The sequence below is a fragment of the Weissella viridescens genome, assembly GCF_014789145.1.
In the GTDB taxonomy this organism is placed as follows: domain Bacteria; phylum Bacillota; class Bacilli; order Lactobacillales; family Lactobacillaceae; genus Weissella; species Weissella viridescens.
The window spans coordinates 1,184,654-1,197,326 of the sequence record NZ_CP061835.1; the positions used below are offsets into that span (position 1 = coordinate 1,184,654).

At 41.0% G+C, this 12,673-nt stretch carries 14 protein-coding genes; 2 read left to right on the forward strand and 12 right to left on the reverse strand.

What is annotated here, in order from left to right:
* Positions 1 to 342 precede the first annotated feature (342 nt).
* Positions 343 to 921: a uracil-DNA glycosylase family protein gene (locus IE337_RS05885; RefSeq protein WP_191136151.1), complete on the forward strand. Its 579-nt coding sequence runs from the start codon at positions 343 to 345 to the stop codon at positions 919 to 921.
* 63 nt (positions 922 to 984) lie between these two features.
* Here the strand turns inward: IE337_RS05885 and IE337_RS05890 are convergent, their stop codons facing one another.
* From IE337_RS05890 to IE337_RS05900, 3 genes are all read right to left on the reverse strand, one after another.
* Positions 985 to 1,152 (reverse strand): hypothetical protein, encoded by a 168-nt coding sequence (locus IE337_RS05890; RefSeq protein WP_191136152.1) that lies wholly within the window; start codon positions 1,150 to 1,152, stop codon positions 985 to 987.
* A gap of 524 nt (positions 1,153 to 1,676) precedes the next feature.
* Entirely contained in the window at positions 1,677 to 2,210 is a 534-nt protein-coding gene (locus tag IE337_RS05895) for a hypothetical protein (RefSeq protein ID WP_191136153.1), read from the reverse strand.
* Positions 2,211 to 2,484: 274 nt separating this feature from the next.
* Positions 2,485 to 2,778 carry a hypothetical protein gene (locus IE337_RS05900; RefSeq protein ID WP_191136154.1) on the reverse strand — a complete coding sequence of 98 codons (294 nt, stop codon included), beginning with the start codon at positions 2,776 to 2,778 and terminating at the stop codon, positions 2,485 to 2,487.
* 166 nt (positions 2,779 to 2,944) lie between these two features.
* Here IE337_RS05900 and IE337_RS05905 point away from each other — a divergent pair, with 166 nt between their 5' ends.
* Positions 2,945 to 3,601: a metal-dependent transcriptional regulator gene (locus tag IE337_RS05905; protein WP_057744428.1), complete on the forward strand. Its 657-nt coding sequence runs from the start codon at positions 2,945 to 2,947 to the stop codon at positions 3,599 to 3,601.
* 173 nt (positions 3,602 to 3,774) lie between these two features.
* Here IE337_RS05905 and IE337_RS05910 read toward each other — a convergent pair whose 3' ends face one another.
* The 9 genes from IE337_RS05910 to IE337_RS05950 all read right to left on the reverse strand — a co-directional run bounded on the left by IE337_RS05910 (position 3,775) and on the right by IE337_RS05950 (position 12,637).
* Entirely contained in the window at positions 3,775 to 4,506 is a 732-nt protein-coding gene (locus IE337_RS05910; protein ID WP_191136155.1) for a class A sortase, read from the reverse strand.
* A gap of 6 nt (positions 4,507 to 4,512) precedes the next feature.
* A complete protein-coding gene (locus IE337_RS05915; protein ID WP_057744434.1) occupies positions 4,513 to 5,181 on the reverse strand; it encodes a redox-sensing transcriptional repressor Rex in 669 nt (222 codons plus the stop codon).
* A 121-nt stretch (positions 5,182 to 5,302) separates the two neighbouring features.
* The gene (locus IE337_RS05920) at positions 5,303 to 6,673 is read right to left on the reverse strand and encodes a DEAD/DEAH box helicase (protein WP_191136156.1); all 1,371 of its coding nucleotides are present in this window, start codon (positions 6,671 to 6,673) and stop codon (positions 5,303 to 5,305) included.
* 27 nt (positions 6,674 to 6,700) lie between these two features.
* Positions 6,701 to 7,678: a Gfo/Idh/MocA family protein gene (locus tag IE337_RS05925; protein ID WP_057744440.1), complete on the reverse strand. Its 978-nt coding sequence runs from the start codon at positions 7,676 to 7,678 to the stop codon at positions 6,701 to 6,703.
* A gap of 75 nt (positions 7,679 to 7,753) precedes the next feature.
* Positions 7,754 to 8,461, reverse strand: a complete 708-nt coding sequence (locus IE337_RS05930; protein ID WP_057744443.1) for a 2,3-bisphosphoglycerate-dependent phosphoglycerate mutase — start codon at positions 8,459 to 8,461, stop codon at positions 7,754 to 7,756.
* Positions 8,462 to 8,594: 133 nt separating this feature from the next.
* The gene (gene rlmD, locus IE337_RS05935; protein WP_057744445.1) at positions 8,595 to 9,965 is read right to left on the reverse strand and encodes a 23S rRNA (uracil(1939)-C(5))-methyltransferase RlmD; all 1,371 of its coding nucleotides are present in this window, start codon (positions 9,963 to 9,965) and stop codon (positions 8,595 to 8,597) included.
* 104 nt (positions 9,966 to 10,069) lie between these two features.
* On the reverse strand, positions 10,070 to 10,957 hold the full coding sequence (gene htpX, locus IE337_RS05940) for a zinc metalloprotease HtpX (RefSeq protein WP_191136157.1): 888 nt from the start codon (positions 10,955 to 10,957) through the stop codon (positions 10,070 to 10,072).
* 18 nt (positions 10,958 to 10,975) lie between these two features.
* Positions 10,976 to 11,545 (reverse strand): LemA family protein, encoded by a 570-nt coding sequence (locus IE337_RS05945; RefSeq protein ID WP_057744451.1) that lies wholly within the window; start codon positions 11,543 to 11,545, stop codon positions 10,976 to 10,978.
* A gap of 78 nt (positions 11,546 to 11,623) precedes the next feature.
* A complete protein-coding gene (locus IE337_RS05950) occupies positions 11,624 to 12,637 on the reverse strand; it encodes a serine hydrolase domain-containing protein (RefSeq protein WP_191136158.1) in 1,014 nt (337 codons plus the stop codon).
* Positions 12,638 to 12,673 lie beyond the last annotated feature (36 nt).

Sequence of the window (12,673 nt, forward strand, 5' to 3'; positions counted from 1 at the left end):
CTCATATTGGAGTAAAGCATTAATCTACACCACTAGGTACATCAGTAAAATTAAAAACAATCAACGGTTTTACCTAGCGTCCAGTTTGCCATTGCAACCGTTGAGGGCATAGCACTAAGTGTTTAGTTCTTAGCCCTAACAACTAAGAGCTCACCTTTAAATACCGCCTATCCCGTTTGTATTAGTTTTGGTGCCTTTGGATCAATTATTGCCGGCGGGATTATCTTTGGCGACGACATCGCGCCCATTACTTGGATTTTTATCGTGATGTTGCTAATTAGCTTGAGTGGGACTGACATCACACAGTGACACTAATTAAATTGAAATTCTAGGGGAAATGTTATGGACGAAGCAGATATTTTTAAAGCGATTCAAGCAGACGAACAAAATCGTAATTACACGGATCAAGGAATTAAGCCCCTGTATTCAGTCCATCCTGAAGCAAAGCTCTTAATCGTTGGTCAAGCGCCTGGCATTCGCGCACAAACATCCGGTTTATTTTGGGACGACCCCAGTGGCGACCGCTTGAGAAGTTGGATGGGTATTAGCCGTGAAACATTTTATAATAATCCAAAATTAGCCATTTTACCTTTAGACTTTTACTTTCCAGGTAAGGGAAAAGGGGGCGATTTAGCTCCCCGTTCCGGCTTCGCCGATAAGTGGCATCCAAAGTTAGTAGCAACAATGCCTAAATTAACCACAACTTTGTTAGTTGGTAATTATGCTCAAAAATATTATCTTAAGCAGACTCGTTATCCAACATTAACGGAAACTGTTAAGCATTATCAGGATTATTTGCCTGACTTCTTTCCATTAGTCCATCCGTCTCCGCGAAATCAAATCTGGTTAAAGAAAAACCCTTGGTTTGAACAAGCTGTTGTGCCCAATTTACAACACCTTACCAAAGATTTACTAAATTAAAAGTGTTAAGTAGATAATAATATACCTAACGCCATAAGTGTTGAGTATTAGACTTTTGAACGACTATTCTATTGAATGGTCGTTTTTCTTTTTGCAATTAGGATCACAGCGACGAATATAATTAGCTTTCTCCAGCTTTACCGCCAACGACCCTATAGCGTCAAGAATAATTGATATAGCAATCGCTAGCTCAATCACACGCCTAATACACAGCCCTTTCTGTTTAATCATATTCATAACCTCCAGCGCAGAGAACTTGAAAGGTCTGTAAGTCTCAAAACAGCCAACGGCTCACTTACATGTTGAGTTACGTCAGCAAACCACCTCAGCATAATCAACAATCAAACAACCAGTCATAGATGTATGATTTAATAATTGCTTTAAATTCGTGCATTTTTGCCATGCTTGAGCAATTTAAATGCTGAACACAACTAATTAGTCACACACATAGTTAAACTGCTCAAATCACCTTATATTAGCGCAAATAAAAACCGTCATCCTCAAGGAACAACGGACAAGCTTAGTAGGCTAGATTTATTCAAATAAGTTTTACTTTACAACACAAATGCAACACAACCACCACACAAAACGTAACTCAATTTAGTTTAACCTAATTTATACTATAACTCTTATTCGCTGTCATATCAGCACTTCATCCACATATATTAGGTTATGTTAGGTGGATACAGCACAATATACAAGAAACCATAAAATTGTATTAAACAAATCTCTTCACGTGCCAGTTTCCACAAAAGTTACTTTTCTTCCTGATAACGCTTCAGGTTTGATTGGGCTTTGGATTCAATTTCTGGACTATATTTCATCCCTCCCTGCGGATTCAAGACACCAGCTTCGACATATGCTCGCGTTTGGTCGTCTACTTCGCGTGGTGTTTCATTTGGTCGCCCAATAACAGCCACGGCTGTGCCAGAACCACCACTTTGTCGGCGTTCCTTTGATGTTGCTGAACGACTTGCGGGTTGCGCGTCGGTTGTGGCAGAAACTTCAGGCTCAATAACACTTGTTGCCACAGCGTTCGTGGGCTCAACATTCACTTGATTACTCTGTGCTGATTCAGCTTGCTCGGATTCCTTGCGTTTCAGGACAGATTCCTTACGCTTTAGGTCAGCCTCTTTCTTTCGGGCACTAGCTGCCACTTGACGACTACTTGCACGCGTCGCTTCTTCCATTTTCTGGTTAAGCGCGTGCTGTTGTACCAGAAGAAAACTCGCAATTCCAATCGTAATAGCGGTCAATACACCAACGCCAACCAGTATGTAATTTTTCATCTTTCTTCCCATTCTCCATCTTAACTTATTCCCATTTAATGTACGCTAACGCACATCCTGACTGATTATACCATGCCACCCCACTTAAAATGCTCAATAACTTAGAAGTCATCATAAAAAACACCTTGTTGCGCCACTGAAGAAAATCGACATTAGCCAATGAAAAAAGCCCTTCAAAACTGAAGGGCCTTCTTTTTAACACTAGTGTTGCGAATCCTTAAAAAATATAACAACAATAGATTGTTATGCATTTTAAGAATTGTCACTGCGGTGTTTAAAATGATTTGATGACATTGCGACCAGCACTTTCACAAGCTCGTTCAAATGCCATCATGAATCGATCACGTTCCGTTGGGGTTCGAAAACGCAAGATGAATTGTTCTGCAACATCACCGACAGCAATTCGATTAATACAACTACCCGTCACCCGACCGACGTAGATGTCAGCATGTTCGCGATCATGGATCGCCGTAAGCAAAGCGTTGAATACCTGGGGGGTAATACTTGCTTGAATTTGTATCAAGTCGTCTAACGTGGTGTTCTGATTCGATGTTGTGACTATATTCATAGCAATCCTCCTCATTCATAAATCATATCGTGGGCTGATTTAAATTTAACATATCATCAATTTAGTTTCAACACTTAATTATTTTTTATAAAGTGTAAAATTTTAACGGTCAAAACATGTTATAATATAAAAACAGAATTTAAATTTATTTAAGGAAGAACATTTTATGAGTGATTCAGTTTCGAAAACCCAATATCTACAAACAATTTTAGAATTAAGTGGCGGCGATGAGTCAACCAAAATTTCCAACAACCAGATTGCCGATCACTTACACGTGACGCCATCTTCTGTTTCAAATATGCTAACTAAATTGCAAGAGACAGGTGAAGTGAATGTTGTCCCTTATTATGGGGTTACCCTAACAAAAACTGGACGAGAAACAGCCATTCGCTTGATTCGTTCGCACCGCCTTTTTGAAACCTTTATCGCTGAGGACTTGGACCTTCCTGTCTCAGTTGCCCACGACAATGCGGATCATCTCGATCACGATGCAACTGGTCAATTAATGGACGCCCTTGATAGTTTCCTTAAGCATCCTAAATACAGCCCACAGGGGCTTCCTATCCCCGATGCAGAATATCACTACTCCCCTGAAAAGTTAACCAGTCTTTATGATGCTAAAGATGGTGAAACCATTACCATCCACGCCTTCACTGAAGATTTAGAGCTATTGCGTTATGTTGAAACAATTGGCTTACCCCTTAATTCAACATGGACCATTAAAGAACGCCTCCCCTTTGATGGCCCATTGATTCTAAACAATGATGAGCGTGAATTACAAATTACGCGACATGCAGCTGAATTCATCTATATTGAACAATAAAAAAACGAAGGTCCAATTACCTGGACCTTCGTTTTTTGTTTACTTTTTACGATAATCTTTTAAAGCTTGCAATAGATTAAATGCAGCCATACCTAGTCCAACAAGGGCAAAAAAGCGACCTGCACCTGATTGTCCATTTTTGTTTTTGTTCTTAGCCATATTTATACACTCCTTTACTTAATCCAGCGGTTATCCTTTTCAAACGAATCCAAGACTGACTGAGGCGCCTGATTAAATGGCATTTCCTTAGTTAAGTCTCCTTGCATGATAACACGTCCACGCTCAGCTGTATAATCACATGTAATTAACGTGACCATTTTACGACCAGGGATTGGGTCAGCAACCTGCACATCAGTCGGCTTCACCACGCGATAACTGGTTGTCTTATACTCGTACACTTTCTTCATATCCGTTAAGTAGATTTTTTGTCCAACTTTTCCGTGATAGTAGATTGGTGAGAAAAGAACTTTTTTACCAGAATCGCCCTGGATAAAGTGACTAGCTAACGCGTAATTTCCTTGTCCTATTTGTTGGTTTTCATTTAAGGTCCCGGCACCCAATGACAAAATTGTATCGCTAACACCATTAGCAATCGGTACTGACAAACCAATTTCTGGTACAGAAACAAAACCAATAAAATCAACTTTTCCAGCATTGACGCGTGCTTTTAGAATCTGCTGTGCTGATAAGGTATTCACCTTACTCCAGTCGTAGTTTGCATCTTTTTTTGTTTGATCTGCTTTATTAATGGTTTTTTGGGTCACTTTTGGTTCAAACGTATTGATGGCAAAAGTTGCAATTTGATTATGAAAAATCAATCCCAGTGCGATAATAATCAGCACAACATATATTAAGGTCGACCACCAGTGATGCTTCCGACTTGTCGTCTTTTTCTTATCTGCCATTTTTAGTTAGTCCTGCTCTGCATCAAAATTGTTGATAAAGTACAACAAAATTTGTAATTCGTTCGTTAGGTCAACGTTTTGAACCCGCACATCCTTGGGTACATCCAAACGCAATGGTGTAAAGTTTAAAATGCCTCGTACCCCTGCATCGGCTAAACGTTTAGCCGTCTTTTGTGCTTCTTCAGCGGGCACTGTTAGAATAGCCACTTCAATCCGTTGATCTTGAATTTGCTTTTCCAAATCATCAATACTATAAATTGGCACACCAGCTTGAATGGTGTTTACAATCTTTGGATTGACATCAAATGCCGCCGAAATGCGCGCATTTGAACTTTGGTGGAAATTGAAGTTCAATAAGGCTTGACCCAAGTTACCAACCCCAACTAAGGCAACTGAAGCCAAATTGTCTTGGTTCAAAATATCACCAAAGAATTCCATCAATTCTTTAACATCATATCCATACCCACGCTTACCAAGCGCCCCAAAGTATGAAAAATCACGTCGGATCGTTGCTGCATCAAATTTAACAGCTTTAGAAAGTTCATTTGATGAGATTCGTGTTACGCCAGAATCTAGTAAAATTTTCAAATAACGGTAATAGATGGGTAATCTACGTGCGGTTGCACGTGGAATATCCTTTTCAGTTGTATGGACGTGTTCTTTGTCTTCAGTCATGCTTTCACCCCTCACCATTTCAACAAAAATATAATACACTAACTATAACATAGTTAGTGTATTATGTGAATATATTAACAACTATTTTTCACAAGCAAAACTCTTACTAAAAGCGCATCGATTAAGCTTTCTTAGGCTTTCCCTTATCTTTTCGATGCTTACGTTTAGCCTTTTTTTCTTTGGCAAAACGATCTTCTCGTGACTGTACTTCCTGTTCTTTACGTACCGGTTTCACGAACTTTGTGCTTTTTTTAGCAGATGTACTTGGCTTATCTGAATCATCTGTTTTAACAGTTACATTCTTTTTAGGTTGAGCTACCTTAGTTGCCGCCTTACCTTTACCAGACGAAGGTCGACTACTTGGCTTATTATTCCCACCGGCCCGACTATTTCGCAGGATGGCTGAATCATTTTCCAATAAGCGTGGACGCCCCTTCACAACTTCAATATCAACGGCAACCATACGCTTTAAATCACGCGCGTCATGATCATTACCAAAAGTAATCACCAAGCCATTTTTGCCCATTCGACCAGTTCGACCAGAACGATGTGTATAAGTTTCCCCATCTCGTGGCAAATCAAAGTTAATGACAACCGGTAAATCAGGAATGTCTAATCCACGCGCCCCAACATCAGTCGTCAACAAGAATTTAGCATCCCCATTCTTAAACGAACGCATCGCACGTTCACGTGTTGAACTTGAGTCACCACGGACCAAAGTCGCCATTCCAATATGTTCATGCGCTAGAAAGTTCGCCGTCATTTTCAATTGTTTTGTTGTATTGAAAAAAACCATGGCCTGCATTTTCTTTTGGGCCGCTAGCTGACGTAATCGTTTGTTTCGTTGATCAGTTGCCGTTAACCAAAACTCATGTTCGATCTTCGTTGGCATTGGCACGTCGCGTTGATCAATGCGCTCAAACTCACGATCAAACACGCCGGCTGCAATCTTTTCATCTACTTCAGTGGCACCAAATAGAGCGACTTGAACATCTGAATTGTCGATGGCATCCCAGATTTCATCAACCTGTTTTGCTGTATCATCACGCAAGAGTTCATCAGCCTCATCAAGAACCAATGTCCGTAGGCGTCCCAACTTCAATTTATTATTATTAATCAGTTCAACAACACGACCAGGTGTTCCGACTAAAACCTCAGGATGCTTTTTTAAGCGATCCAATTGATTTTTAATGTTAGCACCACCAGTTAGCGACAATACTTTTAGTCCGAGCGTGCTTGCCCATTCACGCATCACATGTGTTGTTTGCATAGCAAGTTCTTGAGATGGTGCGAGAACTAGCAATTGCTCCCCATCATCTGGGGTAACATTTTCAAGTAATGGCCAAGTAAAAGCCAATGTTTTTCCAGTTCCAGTTGGGGCTAAAGCGTCGATTGAACGTCCATCTTTAAGTGGCTCATACACCGCTTTTTGAATCGGTGTTAATTCGCTGAATCCACTTGATTGGATTTTTTCTTCAAATTTTTGATGCATTATTTCTCCTTGGGTCGGTTAAGTCACTTAGTCTGCTGGAAATACAATCCCAGCTGATTGACGCAAATCTGTCAAAACCAAATTTACGCGCTGACTTGTTAGTAATAATTCTTTATATTCGTTAGCATGCGTTTCAGGCTCTTCCATAATTGCTGCAAAATCATTAGCTTCAGCAATCATTGGGTTTTCAGGAGCAGGATCACTGATAACAAGTTCATCGCCGACACCATCGTTATAACTTACGTTTTCTAGCTCAGCAATATTATCAATGATAATCGTGTCTTTACGCCCCATAATTTCTGAATGTTGGTAACTATTTGACATCTTACCGAATTGTGCAGTCATATCAAATTCTGGATAACGTAAAATGGCTGTCCCACGTCCATCGGCGCCATTTGCAAGTTTGGTTGCAAAATAGTGCACTGAATCTGGCAATCCAAACAAAGCTACGATGGCATAAATAGGATAAACACCTAAATCAGTGAGGGCCCCCGCACTGAATTCACGTGTCAAAACATTGGGTTCTTCGCCAGCTAGATAGGCGTCAAAGCGGGATGAATACTTTTCATAGACAAACGTTCCCCCAGAGATCACTGGCATCTCAGCAACTTTGGCCGCAATTGCCTTAAAGTTTGGCTGATGAATATGGCGAGCTGCCTCAAACAGGTGTACGTTTGGGTGCAAGCGTAACAAAGAGTAAATTTTTTCATACTCTTTTGGATTGGAAAAGGCTGATTTTTCAACAATAACCTGTAGATCGTTTTCAATGGCCTGCTTCACTTGTTGATAATGTAGGCTATTCGGTGAGGCGATATAAACAACATCGATATCACTGGCATAAAAAGCAGCTAAATCAGTGAAAACAGCTGCGTCATCTGAAAATTCACGTCCTGTCGATTCACGACGTGAATAGACACTTGTCAGCTGATAACGGCCAGTTGTTTCTGCAGCTTCAACAAACATTTTACTAATCCAATTTGTTCCAATAACCCCTAATTTTAGCATATTATCATCCCCCTCACGCTATTGTATTGCATGTTTTTAGTTATCATTACATCAGTTAAAACTACGACCTTGTTGTCATATAACTTGCTTATCTGTAACAACCAATTGATCATCTAAATCATAAATAATTGGCTCACCATTGGCAATTTCAAGGTGCATAATATCAGCATCAGAAATATGCTCAATATGTTTCGTTAAAGCTCGTACGGTACTTCCATGGGCAACAATTAGGACATTTTCTCCAGCCTGTAAATGCGGCACAATTACCGATTCATAAAATGGTAAAATTCGCGCCAACGCAACCTTCAAACTTTCGCCATGTGGCAACTCAGTTTCAGGAATATCATCATATCGTCGATCAAAGGCCGGATATGTTTTACCGTCAACGGTAATCGATGTTGGATGTCCTTGCGTTTGTGGTGGTAACACATCATAAGCTCGTCTCCATTCATGAACTTGTGCCTCGCCCCACTTTGCTCGTGCATCATCGCGATTCACCCCTTGTAAAGCTCCATAATGACGCTCATTAAGACGCCATGTTTTTTGCTCAGGGACATATAGTTGGTTCGTTTCCTCCAACATAATATGCAAGGTTTTAATCGCGCGTTTCAGCAAAGACGTTGCTGCAAAATCAAATTGGATCTGCGTCTCTGCAAGCAAACTACCAGCTTGATGTGCTTGAGTGACACCCGCATCGCTTAAATCCGTATCAATCCAACCATTAAACAAATTCTTAGCATTCCATTCACTTTGACCGTGACGCATTATTACTAATTTTGCCATGTTTACATCGACTCCTTTAACGCAATTTACCCTAATTATACACCACTGTGCGGCGGATTTCACTGCTCAACGGGGCTGGACAGGTTCCATTAAAAAACTCCCCCTCAGATAACTAAGCGGGAGTTCTTAATCATTAAGCTTTACGTTCCAAAACTGTCACTGATTCCACGTGAGTTGTTTGTGGGAATTGGTCGATTGGTTGTACATCACCCTTGATTTGGTAACCTTGTTCAAGGAACAAAGCGACATCTCGAGCCAACGTAGCTGGGTTACAACTAATGTAAACAACACGATCAGGTCCCATTTCAACCGCAGCGTCAATCAATTCTTGCGTTAGACCCTTACGAGGTGGATCCAAGAAGATAACATCCGGCTTTAGACCATCTGCAGCCCATTCAGCCATTTTATCTTCAGCCTTACCAAGTTCAAACTTGGCATTTTGAATACCGTTAATATCGGCGTTACGCTTGGCATCATCAACCGCTTCGGGAACAACTTCGACCCCAAGTACTGACTTAACACGATCGGCAATGGTCAATGAAATAGTTCCAATACCTGAGTACGCGTCAATCACAACGTCCGTTGGCTTCAACTCTGCCTTATCAGCAGCATTTTGATACACAACTTCAGTCATTTCAGGGTTCACTTGGTAGAATGAGTTTGGCCCGATGGCAAACGTCTTTCCTAGCAAAGTATCCTTGATGGCTTTTTCGCCCCAAAGGACCTTGTTTGTGTCGCCCATAATAACGTTCGTCTTTTCTTGATTCACGTTTTGAATAATTGATACGACTTCTGGCAAGGCCTCACGAATATCATTAATGATAAATTCAGCTGTAGGCAAGCGCTTAGCACGCGTTACCAAAACGATCATCATTTGATGTGAGTAGTGTCCACGACGAATCATAATTGTACGGACAACACCCTTATGGTTCTCTTCATCATAGGCAGCAACGTGGTACTTACGTAAAATATCACGTACAACGACAATTGCCTTATCGATTTCTGGATCTTGAATGTAGAAATCTTCCATAGGTTGCAAACGGTGTGAGCCACGACGGTAGAAACCAGTCGTCACTTCGCCATTAATTTCGCGAACAGGGATTTGGGCCTTGTTTCGGTAACCCCATGGGTTTTCCATACCAATAGTTGGTAGTACTTCAACGTCAACGTGTTGCTTATTGAACACATCAGCGACTTGCTTTTGTTTATGTTTTAGTTGCGCGTCATATGTTAGGTGAGCCAATGGCGCAACGCCTGAAGTTAAGACCTTAGTATCAATTTCAGTATTACGATCTGGTGACTCTTCCAAACGGCGAATAACACGTCCAAATCCAAAGTTAGACGTAACCTTAGTTACCCCCACAAGAATTTTTTCGCCTGGCACAGCATTAACAACGAAAATTGGGAAGTCTTCATACTTCACCACTCCGTTACCTTCATAGGTAATATCAATCACTGTGGCTTCAAATTCTTGGTTTTTTACAACCGGTGCTTTTCTCTTCATTTTTTCTCCTTCTTGGTCTTTTCGACAACCAGTAAGCTAACAGTATACCATACTTTATCGTAAATAAAAAAAGTTCGGACAATTTGTCCAAACTTCTTTGTGGATTACATCTGACGTAAAGCGGCAATGCGTTCTTCCATTGGTGGATGTGTATCAAATAAATGACTCATCCGACTCTCTTTTTTGAGCGGATCACCAATATATAATCCTGCACTACTTGGCGCAACATTTTCTTCGGCCATTGGTCCGCTGCCTGAGATTTTAGTCAACGCATCAATCAGCCCCTGTGGGTTTCGTGTTAATTCAACTGCACCTGCATCAGCTAAAAATTCTCGATTACGTGAAATCGCAAGCTGAATAATTGTGGCCGCTAACGGTGCCAACATCATGACAATCACAGCCATAACGATACCAAAGATGTTACTTGATTGATTATCACGATCCCGTGAACTCCAACCCCAAAAACTTGTTCCGAAATTAGCTAACATGGTAATAACCGACGTTAGGGCCACTGCTAAGGTTTGAATTCGAATATCGTAATTGCGCACGTGCGTCATCTCGTGAGCCATCACGCCCTCAAGTTCTTCACGATTTAATTTTTGTAAAATACCAACCGTTGCTGCCACAGCTGCATTTTCCGGCTTATTTCCTGTTGCAAAGGCATTGGGACTTGAATCATCAATAATGAATACCCGTGGCATTGGCACATTTGCCACCAGTGCCATATCTTCAACGATATGCCACAGTTCCGGCGCTTGCTCTGCCGTTGTAATTTCATGGCCATGATTCATGGACATCACGACATCCGTTGATTGACTCATCATGTAGAAGGCATAAACACCACCTGCAACTAAGGCAATCAACACCCCTGCTGACCAACTTGCCATCAAGAAATAACCTAAAGCTGCACCAACAATTGCTGTAAATAAGAAAAAGCCAAAAATTAAAATGACTGTTTTTCGTTTATTCTGGGCAATTTGTTCAAAAAGCATGTGATTTCCTCGTTTATCTTATAACCCTTGGTCGTCAAATGAGACCTTAGTTTGTACCTTTTCTTCCTCAGGTGTTTCCAAGAACTTTGCAGGCTTGAATTTATGAACTGAGGCAACGATATTCGTTGGGAAAGTTTGTAACTTTGTGTTGTAGCTAGCTACAGAAGAATTAAATAATTGTCGTGAATAAGCAATTTTGTTTTCTGTATTGGTAAGCTCTTCCATCAACTTTTCATATTGTTGTGAAGCTTTCAAATCAGGATATGATTCAGCCACCGCAAAAATTGACTTCAAGTTAGCAGACAACTTATCTGACAAATCCATCTTTTGTTGGTGATCTGCATCAGGTACCTGTGCAATTTGATTACGCAAAGCAACGACGTTCTCCAAAGTGCTCTTCTCGAAACGTGCGTATCCTTTAACTGTTTCTAATAAGTTTGGAATCAAATCATTACGACGCTTCAATTGGACATCAATTTGGCTCCATGATTCTTGCGTGTACATGCGTGCTTTAACTAATCCGTTATAAGCATTGATCCAAATAATGACAATAATAGCGATAACTGCCAAAGCAATCCAAATTCCCATTTTAATACCTGCTTTCTCTACCTAAAGTTGTGTTTGTAGTTATTATAACAAACAATACCCTTACCTAAACTTAAGTTTTTATTGCGCAAAAAAAGCTTGTGGAAATTGGTACCGGTCAACCCGCCAGCGGTCATAGACCGTTCGTTCTGGGTAAACCCGATTCGTTAGCACCGTTAATGCCTCATTGGTTTTCAAGTTCAAAGCCATAATCGTTCCAGTAAATCCGGTTTGATACAGCCAATCTTGTTCAATTGATGGTTTATCTTCGCCTCCAAACCGCCAATAATGCCAGCCTAACGTACGAAAATCGCAACGATTTGCTTGCAATAAGGCCACGACATCGGGTTCCAACCAAAACTGATTAAATGTAAGTGCATCAGTTAAAGTACTAAAAATACCGGCGTGGCCTGCTGCCCCACCCAATAATTTCGCTTTAAAATCATTGACCGTACCTTGTAATAACCCACCTCGCTCGGGAACATCTTCAGTTGGGGCAAAGCGTTCTTTTGGTAAATCATAAAAACCTGGCATTGCAGGTGTCCGATACCCAGTTTCATGCAACCCCAGTGGTTCAAAAACCAACTGATGCATCGCCTGTTCTAAAGTTTGGCCTGTGATGACCTTCAGTGCTTCTCCTAAAAGCATGTAGCCAACGTCAGAGTAATGAATTTCAGTTCCTGGCGCACTGATCAGCTCCCGATTGTATAAATCAGTCAGCAACATTTCTCGTGTTAATTGCGTCGTCTTCCGGACACTACTTGGCAGTCCAGAAGTATGTTGTAACACTTGTTGAAAGGTGATTTCCGTGTAATTGAACTGTGGCAAAACACTTTGGATGGTGCGTGCTAAATCAAAGTCGGATTGACGTACCAGTTGAATATATGCAGCAGCAGTATACAGTTTGGTTAACGATGCCAAATCATAAATTGTATCCGTCTGAACCGGATGCGCAGCATTTCCGTCACGGGAGCCTAGCGCAACTTGCTCCTGTTGTCCAGCTGCTGTCAGCATGCCGACATTCATCCCGACTAACGGCGTTTGATTGATTAATCGCTGCCCAATTTGCGAAAGGTTTTCCATCACTGTTTGCATTATTTCACCTGTCTTTCATACAAAAAAAGCAGCCAA